This is a genomic window from Nocardioides exalbidus (assembly GCF_900105585.1).
Classification (GTDB): Bacteria; Actinomycetota; Actinomycetes; order Propionibacteriales; family Nocardioidaceae; genus Nocardioides; species Nocardioides exalbidus.
Genome location: NZ_FNRT01000002.1, coordinates 2,952,670 through 2,966,906, shown reverse-complemented (window position 1 = coordinate 2,966,906; position 14,237 = coordinate 2,952,670). Strand labels below are relative to the sequence as shown.

General features: G+C 71.7%; 18 protein-coding genes. 8 read left to right on the top strand and 10 right to left on the bottom strand.

Annotated features, from left to right (window positions below; all coding sequences use genetic code 11):
• The first annotated feature begins 6 nt into the window (after positions 1 to 6).
• Positions 7 to 183, top strand: a complete 177-nt coding sequence (locus BLV76_RS22610) for a DUF6104 family protein (RefSeq protein ID WP_090969778.1) — start codon at positions 7 to 9, stop codon at positions 181 to 183.
• A gap of 99 nt (positions 184 to 282) precedes the next feature.
• On the opposite strand, the gene BLV76_RS14600 is transcribed toward BLV76_RS22610, so the two are convergent.
• Together BLV76_RS14600 and BLV76_RS14595 are read right to left on the bottom strand one after the other, a co-directional pair.
• Positions 283 to 1,410 (bottom strand): fatty acid desaturase family protein, encoded by a 1,128-nt coding sequence (locus BLV76_RS14600; protein ID WP_090969777.1) that lies wholly within the window; start codon positions 1,408 to 1,410, stop codon positions 283 to 285.
• Between the two features lie 14 nt (positions 1,411 to 1,424).
• Entirely contained in the window at positions 1,425 to 2,513 is a 1,089-nt protein-coding gene (locus tag BLV76_RS14595) for a ferredoxin reductase (protein WP_090969776.1), read from the bottom strand.
• Between the two features lie 148 nt (positions 2,514 to 2,661).
• On the opposite strand from BLV76_RS14595, the gene BLV76_RS14590 reads away from it, so the two are divergent.
• Positions 2,662 to 3,333, top strand: a complete 672-nt coding sequence (locus BLV76_RS14590) for a TetR family transcriptional regulator (protein ID WP_090972768.1) — start codon at positions 2,662 to 2,664, stop codon at positions 3,331 to 3,333.
• A gap of 5 nt (positions 3,334 to 3,338) precedes the next feature.
• On the opposite strand, the gene BLV76_RS14585 is transcribed toward BLV76_RS14590, so the two are convergent.
• Both BLV76_RS14585 and BLV76_RS14580 read right to left on the bottom strand, forming a co-directional pair.
• Positions 3,339 to 4,040 carry an SDR family oxidoreductase gene (locus BLV76_RS14585; protein WP_245734691.1) on the bottom strand — a complete coding sequence of 234 codons (702 nt, stop codon included), beginning with the start codon at positions 4,038 to 4,040 and terminating at the stop codon, positions 3,339 to 3,341.
• Complete coding sequence (locus BLV76_RS14580) at positions 4,037 to 5,005, bottom strand: zinc-binding dehydrogenase (protein WP_090969775.1); 969 nt, start codon at positions 5,003 to 5,005, stop codon at positions 4,037 to 4,039. The genes BLV76_RS14585 and BLV76_RS14580 overlap by 4 nt, the downstream gene beginning before the upstream one ends.
• A gap of 69 nt (positions 5,006 to 5,074) precedes the next feature.
• On the opposite strand from BLV76_RS14580, the gene BLV76_RS14575 reads away from it, so the two are divergent.
• Entirely contained in the window at positions 5,075 to 6,316 is a 1,242-nt protein-coding gene (locus BLV76_RS14575) for a GNAT family N-acetyltransferase (protein WP_090969774.1), read from the top strand.
• 25 nt (positions 6,317 to 6,341) lie between these two features.
• Here the strand turns inward: BLV76_RS14575 and BLV76_RS14570 are convergent, their stop codons facing one another.
• On the bottom strand, positions 6,342 to 7,574 hold the full coding sequence (locus BLV76_RS14570) for a TolB-like translocation protein (protein WP_139306582.1): 1,233 nt from the start codon (positions 7,572 to 7,574) through the stop codon (positions 6,342 to 6,344).
• A 43-nt stretch (positions 7,575 to 7,617) separates the two neighbouring features.
• Between BLV76_RS14570 and BLV76_RS14565 the strand changes: the two genes are divergently transcribed.
• Positions 7,618 to 7,920 (top strand): hypothetical protein, encoded by a 303-nt coding sequence (locus BLV76_RS14565; RefSeq protein ID WP_090972764.1) that lies wholly within the window; start codon positions 7,618 to 7,620, stop codon positions 7,918 to 7,920.
• A 33-nt stretch (positions 7,921 to 7,953) separates the two neighbouring features.
• On the opposite strand, the gene BLV76_RS14560 is transcribed toward BLV76_RS14565, so the two are convergent.
• Positions 7,954 to 9,126, bottom strand: a complete 1,173-nt coding sequence (locus tag BLV76_RS14560) for an NAD(P)-dependent malic enzyme (RefSeq protein ID WP_090969772.1) — start codon at positions 9,124 to 9,126, stop codon at positions 7,954 to 7,956.
• 20 nt (positions 9,127 to 9,146) lie between these two features.
• The gene (locus tag BLV76_RS14555; RefSeq protein ID WP_090969771.1) at positions 9,147 to 9,500 is read right to left on the bottom strand and encodes a S24 family peptidase; all 354 of its coding nucleotides are present in this window, start codon (positions 9,498 to 9,500) and stop codon (positions 9,147 to 9,149) included.
• Between the two features lie 54 nt (positions 9,501 to 9,554).
• Between BLV76_RS14555 and sodN the strand changes: the two genes are divergently transcribed.
• The 3 genes from sodN to BLV76_RS14540 all read left to right on the top strand — a co-directional run bounded on the left by sodN (position 9,555) and on the right by BLV76_RS14540 (position 11,396).
• Positions 9,555 to 9,956 carry a superoxide dismutase, Ni gene (sodN, locus tag BLV76_RS14550; RefSeq protein ID WP_090969770.1) on the top strand — a complete coding sequence of 134 codons (402 nt, stop codon included), beginning with the start codon at positions 9,555 to 9,557 and terminating at the stop codon, positions 9,954 to 9,956.
• A gap of 164 nt (positions 9,957 to 10,120) precedes the next feature.
• Positions 10,121 to 10,534 (top strand): ATP-binding protein, encoded by a 414-nt coding sequence (locus tag BLV76_RS14545; protein ID WP_090969769.1) that lies wholly within the window; start codon positions 10,121 to 10,123, stop codon positions 10,532 to 10,534.
• A gap of 34 nt (positions 10,535 to 10,568) precedes the next feature.
• Complete coding sequence (locus BLV76_RS14540) at positions 10,569 to 11,396, top strand: RNA polymerase sigma factor SigF (protein WP_245734689.1); 828 nt, start codon at positions 10,569 to 10,571, stop codon at positions 11,394 to 11,396.
• 43 nt (positions 11,397 to 11,439) lie between these two features.
• Here BLV76_RS14540 and BLV76_RS14535 read toward each other — a convergent pair whose 3' ends face one another.
• Together BLV76_RS14535 and BLV76_RS14530 are read right to left on the bottom strand one after the other, a co-directional pair.
• Positions 11,440 to 11,889, bottom strand: coding sequence for a GNAT family N-acetyltransferase (locus tag BLV76_RS14535; protein ID WP_090969767.1), 450 nt, complete (start codon positions 11,887 to 11,889; stop codon positions 11,440 to 11,442).
• Positions 11,889 to 12,242: a hypothetical protein gene (locus BLV76_RS14530; protein ID WP_090969766.1), complete on the bottom strand. Its 354-nt coding sequence runs from the start codon at positions 12,240 to 12,242 to the stop codon at positions 11,889 to 11,891. The genes BLV76_RS14535 and BLV76_RS14530 overlap by 1 nt, the downstream gene beginning before the upstream one ends.
• Positions 12,243 to 12,462: 220 nt before the next feature.
• Between BLV76_RS14530 and BLV76_RS14525 the strand changes: the two genes are divergently transcribed.
• Complete coding sequence (locus tag BLV76_RS14525) at positions 12,463 to 12,714, top strand: WhiB family transcriptional regulator (protein ID WP_090969765.1); 252 nt, start codon at positions 12,463 to 12,465, stop codon at positions 12,712 to 12,714.
• An 11-nt stretch (positions 12,715 to 12,725) separates the two neighbouring features.
• Here the strand turns inward: BLV76_RS14525 and BLV76_RS14520 are convergent, their stop codons facing one another.
• The gene (locus tag BLV76_RS14520) at positions 12,726 to 14,195 is read right to left on the bottom strand and encodes a sensor histidine kinase (protein WP_090969764.1); all 1,470 of its coding nucleotides are present in this window, start codon (positions 14,193 to 14,195) and stop codon (positions 12,726 to 12,728) included.
• Positions 14,196 to 14,237 lie beyond the last annotated feature (42 nt).

The window sequence follows — 14,237 nt, the reverse complement described above, 5'->3', positions numbered from 1 at the left end:
TGAGCGGTGTACTTCACCGATCGCGGGATCGAGGAGCTCGAGCGGCGCCGGGGTGACGAGGAGGTCACCCTGGCGTGGCTCGCCGAGCAGCTCCAGGCCTTCGTCGACGCGCACCCCGACTTCGAGGTCCCGGTGGAGCGGCTGGCCACCTGGCTGGCGCGCCTCGACGACCCCGACGACTAGGTCCTCCCCCGTCGGGAGTCACCGGATATCCGGTGACCGCCCCGCTTGTCGGCCGAGATCTCGGCCGACAAGCGGGAGACTGGGGTGCACAGGTCGGGGTCACGCAGCCAGCGGCCGTACGCTGTCCGGCTCGCTCGTCGCCGTCCTCCGGTCCGGGAGCGCGAGGCGGCAGATCTTGCGCGCCACGCTGCCGAGCTGCTTGCGCAGCGGACCGGTCGTGTAGGCGATGCCGTAGCGGCCGCAGATCTCGCGCACCTCGGGCGCGATCTCGGGGTAGCGCTTGGCGGGCAGGTCAGGGAACAGGTGGTGCTCGATCTGGTGGCTCAGGTTGCCGGACAGCACGTGGAAGAGCCGGCTCCCGGAGATGTTCGCCGAGCCCAGGACCTGGCGGTAGTACCAGTGCCCGCGGGTCTCGCGGCCGTCCGGTCCGTCGGCGCACTCCTCCTGGCTGAAGGTCTCGGCACCGGCCGGGAAGTGGCCGCAGAAGATGATGTTGAACGCCCAGATGTTGCGCACGAGGTTGGCCGTGGCGTTGCCGGCGAACGTCAGCGGGAACAGCGGGCCGGTGAGTGCCGGGAAGAGCACGTAGTCCTTCAGCGCCTGGCGGCGCACCTTGCGCATGATCCCGGCGTGGAGCTCCTTGTTGTCCTTCATCGTGCGGGTGCCGTTGACGATGTTCTCGACCTCGAGGTCGTGCATCGCCACGCCCCACTCGAAGAAGACCATCAGCAAGAACGCGTAGACCGGGTTGCCGAGGTAGTAGGGGTGCCACGTCTGGTCCTCGTCCATGCGGAGGATCCCGTAACCGATGTCGCGGTCCTTGCCGAGGATGTTGGTGAAGGTGTGGTGGATGTAGTTGTGGGAGTACTTCCACTGCTCGCCCGGGCACACGTTGTCCCAGTCGTAGATGCGCGAGTTGAGGTGGGGGTCGCCCATCCAGTCGTACTGGCCGTGCATCACGTTGTGGCCGATCTCCATGTTCTCGAGGATCTTGGAGAGGGACAGCGCGGCGACCGCGAGCGGCCAGGCCGGCGGGACGTAGAACAGCGCACGGCCGAGCACCTCGAGCTGCTGCTGGCGCTTGACGACGCCGCGGATGTAGGCCGCGTCGTCCTCGCCGAGGTCGGCCAGGATGCGCTGGCGCAGCGCGTCCATCTCCTTGCCGAAGGCCTCGAGCTGCTCGGGCGAGAGGCGGGCGTTGCCCGGGTGCTGGGTGGTGACGGTCATGGTGGGTCCTTCCTTCACAGGTCGACGACGCAGTCGCCGACCGGGGCGGAGACGCAGATCTGGATGTCCTCGTCGGGGAGCGAGGACTCGGTGCCGGAGAGGACGTTGCGGACGGTGCCCTCGGTCTTGCGGGTGGTGCAGGAGAAGCAGATCCCCATCCGGCAGCCGAACTCGGGCGTGAGTCCGAGCTCCTCCGCCTGCTCGAGGATCGAGGCGCCGGAGTTGGCGACGCGCTGGTCGCTCTCGGCGAAGGTGAGGTCCCCCTCGGCGCTGCCGGTGGCCGTGCTCGGCGGCTTGAAGAGCTCGAGGCGCAGCCGGAGGCTCTCGCCGTACGCCGCCCGCACGAGCTCGATCATCCCGGCGGGCCCGCACGCCCAGGTGTCGGTGTCGCGGAAACCGGGGACCAGTCGACGCAGCTCGAGCTCGTTGAAGACGGCGTCGCCGTGGCGCAGGTGCACCGTGACGTCGTTGTCGTCCTCGGCGATCCGGGCGAGCTCGTCGGCATAGATCTGGTCGGCCCCGGACCGGGCGTGGTGGATGAACGTGACGGGCCGCCCCGCCCTGCCGTCGTACCCGTCGCGCAGCAGTGTGCGCACCATCGACATCGCGGGCGTGATGCCCGAGCCGCCGGTGATGAACAGCAGCGGGTCGATGCCGGGGGTCGCCGGGCTGACCGGCAGCGTGAAGCGTCCCTGGGCCTGGGAGAGGTGCAGGAGGAGGCCGGGCTCGGCGTCGACGAGGTACTTGCTCACCTGGCCCTCCGCGTGGGCGCGGACGGTCAGGGTGATCTGCTCCCCCGCTCCCGAGGCGGCGGAGGAGATCGAGAAGCACCGGGTCATCCGCCGGGCCGAGCCCGGCAGGTCCAGCCCGACCTGCACGTACTGGCCGGCGCGGTGGCCGCGCCAGGTCGCGGTGGGCTGGAGGGTGAGGGTGGCGACGGGTGCGCCGGGGGTGTCGGTCTCGCGGTGCACGTCGACGACGCGGGCACGCACCTCGTGCGCGGCCCACATCGGGTTGATCCGCGAGAGGTAGTGGTCGACACCGTGCGGCGACGTGAGGGCCGCGACGGTGCGGGAGCGCGCGATCCGGGTGAGGGTGCTCATCCCCTGCCTCCTCTTCGGTGAACGGCTGTTCACTCAACGATGACCCTCGGACGGCGTGGAGTCAATGGGTCCTCGCGTGATCCGCCGCACTTGCGTGCACAGTTGTCCACCAACACCGTGGGGCGTCGAGATGCCCTACCATCGCGACATGACCAGGGAGGGGTCGGGCGACGCCGCGCGCCCCGCCGACGACGAGGAGAGCGGCTCGCGTGCGGAGCGCAAGGAACGCACCCGCCGCGCCATCCTCGACGCCGCACTCGCCCTGGCCGCCGACTCGAACCTGATGGCGATCTCGCTGCGACAGGTGGCCAAGCAGGTCGGGGTCGTGCCGACCGCGTTCTACCGGCACTTCGGCTCGCTCGAGCTGCTCGGCCTCGCGCTCGTCGACGAGAGCTTCCGCTCGTTGCGGCTGATGCTGCTCGACGTGTGGCGGCACGCACCGGAGTACACCGACTTCATCGACGGCTCGCTCCCGATCGTGGCCCAGCACGTCCGGGAGAACCGCTCGCACTACCAGTTCATCGCGCGCGAGCGGACCGCCGGACCGCCCCGGGTGCGCGAGGCGATCGGCCACGAGATCGAGCTGATCACCCGCGAGCTGGCGACCGACATCGCCCGCAGCGGAGCGGCCGAGCAGTACTCCAGCGCCGACATCGGGCTGCTCGCCGACCTCATCGTGTCGTTCGTGGTCACCATGGCCGAGCGCCTCGTCGAGGACCCCGACGGCGAGGCGCGCACGCTCGAGCAGGCCCGCACCCAGCTGCGGATGCTGCTCGTCGGCGCGCTCAACTGGCGCTCGCGCGGGACCTGGGCGACCTGAGGCCGTCAGGTGCCCGGGCGCGGCACCACCGGACGTACGGTCACGTCGGGGATCGTCGCGTCCCCCGGCAGGTCGATCACGTGCACGATCGTGTCGACGACCGTGTCGGTGCTGATCCACCGCGAGGAGTCGTAGGTCCGCCCCTCCTGCTCGTGCACCTTCTCCTGCATCGGCGTGGCGGTGCGGCTCGGGTAGACCGTGCTCACGCGGACGCCGTGGTCGACCTCCTCGGCGCGCAGCGAGTCGGCGAAGGCGCGCAGGCCGAACTTCGAGGCGGCGTACGCCGACCAGTCGGCGCTCGCGCTCAGCCCGGCCGACGAGTTCACGAAGACCACCGTGCCGGCGCTGGCCCGCAGCTGCGGGAGCAGCTCGCGGCAGAGCACGGCCGGCGCGGTCAGGTTGACCGCGATCTGCTGCTCCCAGTCGGCGAGGCGCAGCCGCTCGACCGGTGCGAGCTCGACGACGCCCGCGACGTGCAGGAGCGTGTCGACGCCGCCGTCGACCAGCCGGCCGAGGCCGTTGAGAGTGCCCGGGTCGGCGAGGTCGGCCACGAGCACCTGCGCCCGTGGGAACGTGCCGCTCAGGTCGTCCGCGCGTCCCTGGCTGCGCGCCACGAGGACGAGGTCGTCGCCGCGGTCGGCGAGCCGGTGCGCCAGGGCGAGGCCGATGCCCGACCCGGCGCCGGTGACGACGTGCCGCATCGTCATCGGGTGAAGACGACCTTGCCGAACAGGTCGCCCTGGGCCATCGCCTCGAAGCCCTCGCGGGCCTGCTCCATCGGCAGCACCCGGTCGAGCACCGGGCGGGCGCCGGTCGCGTCGAGGAACCGCACGAGGGCGTCGAGCTCGGAGCGCGTGCCCATCGTGGAGCCGATGACCGAGAGCTGCTTGAAGAAGATGTGCGTGAGCCCGGCGTCGTCGACATCGGGACCCGACGTCGTCCCGCTGATGACGATCCGTCCTCCGGGGCGCAGGGACCTGATCGAGTGGGTCCACGTCGCCTTGCCGACGGTCTCCATCACGGCGTCGACCTTCACCGGCAGGCGGGCGCCGGACTCGAAGACCTCGTGGGCGCCGAGCTCGAGGGCTCGGGCGCGCTTGGCCTCGTCGCGACTGGTGGCGAGGACGCGCACGCCGGCGGCGCGGCCGAGGGTGATCAGCGCGGTGGCGACGCCGCCGCCGGCGCCCTGCACGAGCACGGTCTCACCCGGCTTGCACGCGCCCTGCACGAACAGCATCCGGTAGGCGGTCAGCCAGGCGGTGGGCAGGCAGGCCGCCTCCTCGAAGGAGAGGGACGCGGGCTTGGGCACGAGGTTGCGCCGCGGCACGATCACCTGGTCGGCCAGCGTGCCCTGGTGGCGCTCGGAGAGCAGCGAGCGGCCCGGGTCGTCCGCCTCCTCACCGGTCCACGCGGGGTCACCGACCACGCCGTGCACGACGACCTCGTTGCCGTCCTCGTCGAGCCCGGCGGCGTCGCAGCCGAGGATCATCGGCAGCGCCTCCTCGCGCAGGCCGACGCCGCGCAGCGACCAGAGGTCGTGGTGGTTGAGGCTGGCCGCCTTCACCGTCACCGTGGCCCACCCGTCCGGCGCCTCGGGGGCAGGTCGCTCCCCCACCACCAGGCCGCTCAGCGGGTCGTCGAAGGAGAAGGTCTCGGCGTAGACGGCGAACATCCTCCGACCCTAGCGAGTGGCCCTCCTTAACCGGTTGCAGGTCCCTCGCACGGAGGAAAGGCTGGCCCGGTGAGCATCGACGTACGCCCGTCCGAGGACGCCGCCCGGTTCCTGGCCACCGACCAGCTGGTGTGGTTCGGGGAGGTCGGCGAGGCCGACGCCGACCACCTGCGGCTCGGTCTCCCCGAGGACCAACGCTTCGTGGTCGACCTGCCCGACGGTCCGGACGACCGGCACAGCGGGATCTACGGCGTGCGACCGATGGAGCTCGCGCTGCCCGGCGGAGCGCTCGTGCCGATCGCGGGACTGACCTGGGTGGGGGTGCATCCGGACGTACGCCGTCGCGGCGTGCTGTCCGCGATGATGGCCGACCACCTCGCCCGCACGCGGGACGCCGGGCTCGCCCTGTCGGCCCTCCACGCCAGCGAACAGGGCATCTACGGACGCTTCGGCTACGGCATGGCAGCGCTCCAGCTGCAGGTGCACCTGGGCCGCGGCACCACCTTCACCGCTCCCCACCTCGAGGACGAGGTCGCCGGCACCACGACCCACCTCGTCGACAGCTCGGCACCGGGCGCGACCGACCGGTGGCGCGACTGTGCGCTCGCCCACGCGCCCGACGCCCCCGGCACGGTCGTCGGGTCCTCCGACTTCATCCGGCTCTTCGGCTCCGAGTCCGACGCCGAGCTGCGTGACAAGGAGCGCCGGCGCATCCTCTTCGCCCGCCGCGACGGCCGCGACACGGGCGCGGTCATGTTCCGCCGCGAGCACAAGTGGGACGACGCCCGGCCCTCCGGCACGGTCACGGCGGGCCTGCTCACCGGCGGACCCGCCGCGCGGCTGGCCCTGCTCCGCCGCCTCGTCGACCTGGACCTGATGGGGACGACCAAGGTCGAGGCCGTCGCCACCGACGACCCGGTGCTCGACTGGGTCGGCGGCCCCCGCGGAACGGGCACCGTGAAGACCTGGGACAGCACCTGGATCCGCGTCGTCGACCTGTCGGCGGCGTGGTCGCAGCGGACCTACGAGGACGACTGCGACGTCGTCGTGGAGGTCGCCGACCGCCACGCGCCCTGGAACGCCGGCCGGTGGCGGCTGGTCGCCTCCGGCGGCGAGGGCACGGCATCTCGTGTCGACGCCCCGGCCGACGCCTCGCTGGACGTGGCCGTCCTGGGCGCAGGCCACCTCGGGCGCTCGGTCGCGAACCTGCTCCGCGCGGGCCTCGTGCAGGAGCACCGCCCGGGCGCGTACGCCGCTCTCTCCCGCGCACTGCGGACTGCTGCCGAGCCGGAGCCGTCGTTCGGGTTCTGAGTCGCGCGGCCGAGCGGCCTCCCGATCAGTAGCGGACGGTCAGCTTCTTCCTGACCGTGGTGCCGTTGCCCCTGAGCGACAGCGTGAGCCTGACCTTGCCGTTGCGGGCGAACCGCTGCCTGCCGGCCTTGGTGAGCTTCAGCTTCACGGTGGCGGTCCTGCCGGCGGCGACCGCGTAGCTCTTCTTCGCGAGCACCGCCTTGCCCTTGCCCAGCGTGGCCTTCCCGGCACACTCGCCCAGGCCGGCGCAGGTGATCTTCACCTTGATCTTCCCGGCCTTGACCCTCACCGACGTGCCTCGCACCGACGCGGCGGCGTTGTCGCCACCCTGCTGGCTGCGGGTGCCGCCCCACGACGGGTAGACACCCGGGCCGACGACGCGCTCGGCCCCAGTCGCCACGTCGACGATGACGATCTGGTCGTCGCGCTCGAAGGCGACGCGATCGCCCTCCTGCGACAAGGTGGGCGTGACGTCGTTGGGGTGGGACGTGAGGTCCTTGACGACCGCACCGGTGGCGGCGCTGAACAGCGCGATCGGACCGTCGACCCCGCCGAACTCCGAGCCGCCGACGTCGACGGAGGCCACGTAGGTCTGGCCGTCGGCCGATCCGTCCGGGAAGGCGAGCTGGCCGCGCGTCTCGGAGACGAGCACTGCCACGCAGCTCGAGTCGCCGCTGCGGTCGAGCTTGCAGATCCGGCTCGGCCGGCCGTTGTCGGTGGGGAAGACGCCGATGGGCGTCGGACCTGCCCAGCCGTGCGTCACCGTGCAGGAGCACGCCGCGATCCCGTAGACGTCCTGCGTCGCCACGTCGAGCCGGTAGGTGTAGTAGAAGCCGTTGACCGGCACGGCGAACTGCCACAGGAACGACCCACCGTCCGGGGAGATCACCGGCTGGAACCCGACCGCACCGGTGTAGACGGTCGTCGGTGCGCCACCGGCGGTGGGCGCGGTGACGAGGTTCCCGTCCGGCTGCACCCAGGCCACGGTCCGCCCGTCGGCGGTGACGCCTGCGAACCGTCCGTCCGGGGCCACGACGACGGGTTGCGCGCCGGGCACGTCGGGGTCGACGAGGCAGACCCCCTCCCCGCACTGGTAGCCGAGGACGGATCCGGTCGCTGCAGCAGCCCGGGAGGTCCGGGTGTCCGAGCCGGGTGACCCGGTCGTGGGTGCGTCGGCCGTGGCAACGGCGGCGGGGACGAGGAATGTGGCGACGACCGCCACCGAGACAGCAGCCACGAGGGCACGCACGCGAGACATGCCGCACACTAACCCGGCGCGCACCGGTGTCTATCCTGCTGACGTGACTCCCGAGGAGGCTGGTGACTACCTGGAGTCGCTCCCGCGCGTCAAGCGCAAGGGAACGGAGTCGCGTCCGGCGTGGTACGTCGACGACCGCTTGGTCGCGCGCCTGTCCGACGCGAGCACCCTGGTGGTCCGGGTCCCGCTGGACAGGCGTGAGGCCCTCCTCAGGAAGCATCCGGACAGCTTCGGGGTGCCTCCTCGGATGGAGGCCCATCACAAGGTCGAGGCCTACCTCGACCGGGCAGAGGCTCCTGCCGTGCGCCGGGCGATCGACCTCGCGTGGGAGATGCAGGCTCGCTGATCGGGTGCGGCGGCCCAGTGGCCCGCCGGGCCATCAGCGGCGGGCGACCCCGTCTGCGCGGGCAGCGGCGGAGACGGCCTCGCGAACAGCGCCGGGGACGCGGGGGTCGAAGGGCGACGGGATGACCAGGTCCTCGCTGAGGCCGTCGCCCACGAGCTCGGCGAGCGCAGTGGCGGCGGCGACCTTCATGCCCTCGGTGATGGCGGTGGCGTGCACGTCGAAGGCGCCGCGGAAGATGCCGGGGAAGGCGAGGACGTTGTTGATCTGGTTCGGGAAGTCCGAGCGGCCGGTGGCCACGACGCGGGCGTACTTGTGGGCCAGGTCGGGGTGCACCTCGGGTGTCGGGTTGGCGAGGCCGAAGATGATCGCGTCGTCGGCCATCGAGGCCACGATCTCCTCGGGCACCTGGCCGCCGGAGACGCCGATGTAGACGTCGGCGCCGGCCATCACGTCGGCGAGCGTGCCGCGCCGGCCGAACACGTCGGCCGTGTCGCGGGCCAGCGCGGCCTTCACAGCCGTGAGGTCGGAGCGCTCGGAGTTGAGCACGCCCTGCCGGTCGAGCACGGCGATGTCGCGCACCCCCGCCTCGAGCAGGATCCGGGCCACGGCGACGCCGGCGGCGCCGGCACCCTGGACGACCACGCGCACCGTCGCCGCGTCGCGACCCGTGAGGCGCAGGGCGTTGGTCAGCGCCGCGAGGGCCACCACGGCGGTGCCGTGCTGGTCGTCGTGGAAGACGGGGATGTCGAGGCGCTCCTTGAGCCGCGCCTCGATCTCGAAGCAGCGCGGTGCGGAGATGTCCTCGAGGTTGACGCCGCCGAAGCTGGGCGCGAGCCGCACCACCGTCTCGATGATCTCCTCGACGTCGGTGGTGTCGAGGCAGATCGGCACGGCGTCGACGCCGCCGAACTGCTTGAAGAGCACGGCCTTGCCCTCCATCACCGGCATCGCGGCGGCCGGGCCGATGTCGCCGAGGCCGAGCACGGCGGTGCCATCGGTGACGATCGCGACGGTGTTGGGCACCCACGTGTAGTGCTGCGTCATCGACGGGTCGGCGGCGATGGCCTCGCAGACACGCGCCACGCCGGGGGTGTAGGCGAGGGACAGCTCGTCGGGGCCGGTGAGGGCGACCGTCGAGACGGTCTCCATCTTGCCGCCGACGTGCAGGTCGAACACGGGATCGCCGGAGTGCGGGTGCGAAGCCATGCGGGCGATACTGGCACAGCTCAGGGGTGCCGCAGCTGCCGTCCCACGCGTGGTGAGGGCCACACCCGCAGGCGTACGACGGCCAGCACCGCGTCGTCCCCGACCACCCCACGGTGGCGCGAGTCGACACCCTCGTCCGGGTTGTCGCTGAGCAGCCACCACCCCGTCTCCCCCTGGCGCGTACGCCGCCTCTCGACCGCGCGCTTGACCGCGACGGTGCCGTCGACGAAGCGGGCGACGACGAGGTCGCCCGGCCTCGCGCGGGCGGCGTACCGCACGAGGAGCAGGTCGCCCTCGCGGAGCGTGGGGAGCATCGAGCGACCCCGCACGCGGGCACCACCCCACGGGGCGAGACCCCGGATCCGACCCCGCATCACGCGGAGTAGTGTCGCAGCAGACGTCCAGCTTCCCGATCGAGAGGAACATTGATGCTTCGCCACCTGCTCGCCCCGACCGTCGAGGTCTCGGCCCACTGCGACCTTCCCTGCGGTGTCTACGACCCCGCCCAGGCGCGCATCGAGGCCGAGTCGATCAAGGCGGTCATCGCCAAGGTCAACGACAGCGACGACCCCGACTTCCGCACCCGTGCGGTCCTGATCAAGGAGCAGCGCTCCGAGTTGGTCAAGCACCACCTGTGGGTGCTGTGGACCGACTACTTCAAGCCCCCGCACTTCGAGAAGTACCCCCAGCTCCACACGCTGGTCAACGAGGCGACCAAGCTCGCCGGTGCCACCGGCACCAAGGGCACGATGGACGCCGAGGTCGCCGACCAGCTCCTCGCCAAGATCGACGAGATCGCCGAGATCTTCTGGGAGACGAAGAAGGCCTGAACAGGCGCGACGGCGTCGCGACTGCTCAGGTCTTCTCCTGAGCAGCTCGCTGCTCCGCTCCCTTGCCCCGCACGCCGCGTCGGTCCGTCTGGACCGGCGCGGCGTTCGCATGACCTAGGGTGTGGGCCATTGACCAGGCTCGGAGGACGGAGACGTTGAGGCAGATGGCAGAAGACCACGGGAACCGCGCCGACGTCGAGCTCCGACTTCCCGCAGAGGGTGCCTACGCCACCATCGTCCGCACGACGGCGGCCGGCCTCGCCGCGCGCCTGGACTTCACCATCGACGACATCGAGGACCTGCGGATCGCGATCGGCGAGGCGAGCGCGCTCGTCATCCCGGCCGCCGACCCCGGCACCGACCTGGTCGCGCAGTTCTGGTTCGGCCGGGGCTCGATGACCGTCTCCCTCGAGACCGAGGCGATGGACGACCCCGAGCTCGACACCGAGAGCTTCGCCTGGCAGGTGCTCGACACGATGGCGCAGGACGCGTCGGCCGGATCGACGGAGGGGCGCTTCCGCGTCCGCTTCACGGTCTCGTCGGCGGTCGCTGCGGGAATGACGGGTGCAGAGCTCTGACATGAGCGACGACACGGGGGAACAGCAGGGCCCAGTGGCAGTGGGGACTGCCGACGACGCAGGGCTCGAGGACGCTGGCGTCATCGAGGCGACGCCCAGCGCGCTCGACCACGTCCGCGCGCGCAGCGCCGAGCTGTTCGCCGTCCTGCGCGACGAGGAGGCCGGCGACGCCGTGCGCTCGGTGGCGCGCGACGACCTCGTCCACCTGCACCTCTCCCTCGTCGAGCACTGCGCCCGCCGCTTCCGCAACCGCGGCGAGCCGTTCGAGGACCTCGTCCAGGTCGGCACGATCGGGCTGATCAAGGCCGTCGATCGCTTCGAGACCGACCGCGGCGTCGAGTTCTCCACCTATGCCACCCCCACCGTCATCGGCGAGATCAAGCGCCACTTCCGCGACAAGGGCTGGGCGATCCGCGTCCCGCGCCGGCTGCAGGAGCTGCGCATGCAGATCGGCGGCGCCACCGGCGAGCTGACCCAGAAGCTCGGCCGCTCCCCCACGCCCCGCGAGCTCGCCGAGGTCATCGGCTGCACCGTGGAGGAGATCATGGAGGGCATCGAGTCCTCCCACGCCTACGCGACCCTCTCGCTCGACGCCTCGGACGACAACGACGACGGCCCGCCGGCGATGATCGCCAGCCTCGGTGTCGTCGACGCCAACATCGAGCACGTCGAGATCCGCGAGTCGATCAAGCCGCTGCTCGAGGGCCTCGGCGAGCGCGAGAAGCGGATCCTGCTGCTGCGCTTCTTCAAGAACATGACGCAGTCGCAGATCGCCGAGGAGATCGGCGTCTCGCAGATGCACGTCTCCCGCCTGCTGACCCGCACACTCGCGCAGCTGCGCACCTCGCTCGAGGCTGACTGACCCCGCCTCAGGGCCTGCCTCAGGGCCTGCCTCAGGGCCTGCCTCAGGGCCTGCGGTCGTACGTCACCCAGCGGGTCGCGTCGGCCATCGAGTCGTACATCCCGCGAGCGACGTCGTTGTCCTCGGCCGTGATCCAGCGGACCACGGACCGGCCCTGGGCAGCCGCGTCCGCCGCGAGCCTGTCGACGAGGGCCCGCCCGGCGCCGCTCCCCCGGACGGCCGGGTCCACGAACAGGTCGTCGAGCCACGTCCCGACCGTGCCCGTCGACGGACGGTGGAACGCCCGGTGGTGGGCCAGCCCGACGAGCACGCCATCGACCTCGGCGACCAGCCCGTGCACCTCGACCTCGGCGTCGTGCAGCCAGCTCCACACCCGGTCGACCACGTCGTCGTCGGCCGGGAGCTCGTAGAACTCCCGGTAGCCGGCGAACAGCCGCCGCCACTCCCCCTCGTCGCCGGGCTCGACCGGCCGCACGCGCGCGACTCCGGCCATCAGGCGGCCTCGTCCGCCGCCTCGAGGGCCCGGGTGCTCGCGGGGTGGACCAGACCGGCGATGACGACGAGGCCGACCACGGCGAGGACCGCGGAGGCCGGCTTCGTCGAGCCCGCCCAGAGGTTCCAGGCGAGCCCCAGCTGGATGAGCTGGACCATCACGACGGGCCCGCGTGCCCAGCGTCGTACGCCCCGGAGTGCCCACGCGCACCACGCGAGCGCGGCCGCGGCGCCGAGGAAGAAGATGGTCGTGGTGACGCCCATCGTCAGCCGGATCGAGCGCAGGTGCACCAGCTCCAGCACGCCGAGCACGAGCAGGGCCGCAGCCTCCACCGCCGTGAGGGCCGCAGCCACGACGAGTGGGGCCGGGGTTGTATCGTGGGCCGCTGGGGGATCAACCGAAGGCGTAACAGGCACAGTCCCAGAGTAGTTGTGACCGACACGACCATCTTGGGGGGTTGTGTGAACGTTCAAGTCTTGCCAGTCTGGTCGCTGCGCTTGTGAGCGCCCGGGCTGAGCTGATTGTCCGAAACAGCACCCGCCTGTGATTTGAGAAAGAGGGATCCCCCACCCCATGGATTGGCGCAGTCGCTCGGCATGCCTCGACGAGGACCCTGAGCTGTTCTTCCCAATCGGCAACACCGGACCCGCGATCCTCCAGATCGAAGAGGCCAAGCAGGTGTGCCGACGATGCGACGTGCGCGAGCAGTGTCTCGCCTGGGCCCTCGAGGCCGGGCAGGACCACGGTGTGTGGGGCGGCCTGAGCGAGGACGAGCGTCGGGCGTTGAAGCGCCGCAACGCGCGCGCCCGGATCCGCACCGCCTGACCCGGGGCGACTCAGTCGAGGGGCAGGTCCGCCTGCACCCGGGTCCCCCGCGTCCCGGGCCCGATCTCCAGCACGCCCGCGAGCTCGGACTCCACGAGCGTGCGCACGATCGAGAGCCCCAGCTGGGTGGACCCGTCGAGGTCGAAGTCGTCGGGCAGCCCCCGCCCGTCGTCCTCGACGACCACGTGCAGCCGGCCGACGATCCGCCGGGCCGTCACCACGACCCTGCCCGTGGTGCCGTCGGGGACGCCTGCGTAGCCGTGCTCGATGGCGTTCTGCAGCACCTCGGTGAGCACCATGGCGAGCGGGGTCGCCGCCTCGGACGGCAGCTTGCCGAAGGAGCCCTCGCGCACCACCCGCACCGGCACCTCGACCCCGCTGACGTCGACGACCATCGCGCCGAGACGGTCGGCGATGTCGTCGAAGTCGACCGTCTCCTCGACGGCGTGGCTGAGCGTCTCGTGGACGATCGCGATCGAGCCGACGCGCCGCACGGCCTCCTCCAGCGCGGCCTTGGCGTCCTCGGCGTCCGTCCGCCGCGCCTGCAGCCGGAGCAGCGCGGCCACGGTCTGGAGGTTGTTCTTCACCCGGTGGTGGATCTCGCGGATGGTGACGTCCTTGGTGACGAGCTCGCGGTCGCGGCGCCGGAGCTCGGTGACGTCGCGGACCAGGAGCAGGGCGCCGCTGCGGTCGCCCTGCGGTCGCAGCGGGATGCTGCGCACGATCAGCGTGACCTCGTCGGTGCCCACCTCCGTCGCGCGCCCGTCGCGGCCGCCGAGCACCGCGCTGAGCGTCTCCTCGTCGGGTCGCTTGCGGGCCGGCACCAGGTCGCGGGTCAGCTCGGTGAGCACCAGCCCGGCGAGGTCGCCCTGGAGCCCGAGGCGCCGGTAGGCGGACAGCCCGTTGGGGCTCGCGTAGACCACCCGGCCGGCCGCGTCGAGCCGCACGAAACCGTCGCCGACGCGCGGTGAGTCGGCGTGGTCGCTGCGCTGGTCCGACAGCGGGAACCAGCCGGCGGCGATCATCTGGGTGAGCTCGGCGGCGGTCTGGAGATAGCTCAGCTCGAGCCGGCTCGGGGTGCGTACGCCGAGGAGGTTGGTGTTGCGCGCGATCATCGCGATCACCCGGCCGGCGCGGCGCACCGGGATGACCTCGACCCGCACGGGCACGTCGTCGCGCCACTCAGGATCGCCTTCGCGCACCAGCCGCCCGGTCGCGAACGCCTCGTCCAGCATCCGTCGGCGCCCGGACGGGATGAAGGTGCCGAGCACGTCGTCGACGAGCGCCGTCGGGCCGGTCGTCGGACGCATCTGGCCGCCGGCCCAGTAGCCCTTGCCCTCCCTGTCGGGCAGCCACAGCACGAGGTCGGCGAAGGAGAGGTCGGCCAGGATCTGCCAGTCCGCCATGAGCAGCTGGAGCCACGAGACGTCGTCCTCGACGAGGTCGGTGTGGGCTCGCACGAGCTCGTGGAGGGAGGGCACCCGGCCAGCCTAGGGCTCGACTAGGAGGGTGTCGGCACGGGC

Excerpts from the sequence above, each read along its gene's own strand:
- BLV76_RS14580 (WP_090969775.1), bottom strand. The coding sequence starts at position 5,005 with ATGTTCGCCGTCTACGCCGAGACCTTCTCCTTCGACGACCCGCTGAGC.
- BLV76_RS14595 (WP_090969776.1), bottom strand. The coding sequence starts at position 2,513 with ATGAGCACCCTCACCCGGATCGCGCGCTCCCGCACCGTCGCGGCCCTC.
- BLV76_RS14590 (WP_090972768.1), top strand. The coding sequence starts at position 2,662 with ATGACCAGGGAGGGGTCGGGCGACGCCGCGCGCCCCGCCGACGACGAG.
- BLV76_RS14585 (WP_245734691.1), bottom strand. The coding sequence starts at position 4,040 with ATGACGATGCGGCACGTCGTCACCGGCGCCGGGTCGGGCATCGGCCTC.
- BLV76_RS14555 (WP_090969771.1), bottom strand. The coding sequence starts at position 9,500 with ATGCGGGGTCGGATCCGGGGTCTCGCCCCGTGGGGTGGTGCCCGCGTG.
- sodN (WP_090969770.1), top strand. The coding sequence starts at position 9,555 with ATGCTTCGCCACCTGCTCGCCCCGACCGTCGAGGTCTCGGCCCACTGC.
- BLV76_RS14525 (WP_090969765.1), top strand. The coding sequence starts at position 12,463 with ATGGATTGGCGCAGTCGCTCGGCATGCCTCGACGAGGACCCTGAGCTG.
- BLV76_RS14560 (WP_090969772.1), bottom strand. The coding sequence starts at position 9,126 with ATGGCTTCGCACCCGCACTCCGGCGATCCCGTGTTCGACCTGCACGTC.
- BLV76_RS14570 (WP_139306582.1), bottom strand. The coding sequence starts at position 7,574 with ATGTCTCGCGTGCGTGCCCTCGTGGCTGCTGTCTCGGTGGCGGTCGTC.
- BLV76_RS14600 (WP_090969777.1), bottom strand. The coding sequence starts at position 1,410 with ATGACCGTCACCACCCAGCACCCGGGCAACGCCCGCCTCTCGCCCGAG.
- BLV76_RS14545 (WP_090969769.1), top strand. The coding sequence starts at position 10,121 with ATGGCAGAAGACCACGGGAACCGCGCCGACGTCGAGCTCCGACTTCCC.
- BLV76_RS14535 (WP_090969767.1), bottom strand. The coding sequence starts at position 11,889 with ATGGCCGGAGTCGCGCGCGTGCGGCCGGTCGAGCCCGGCGACGAGGGG.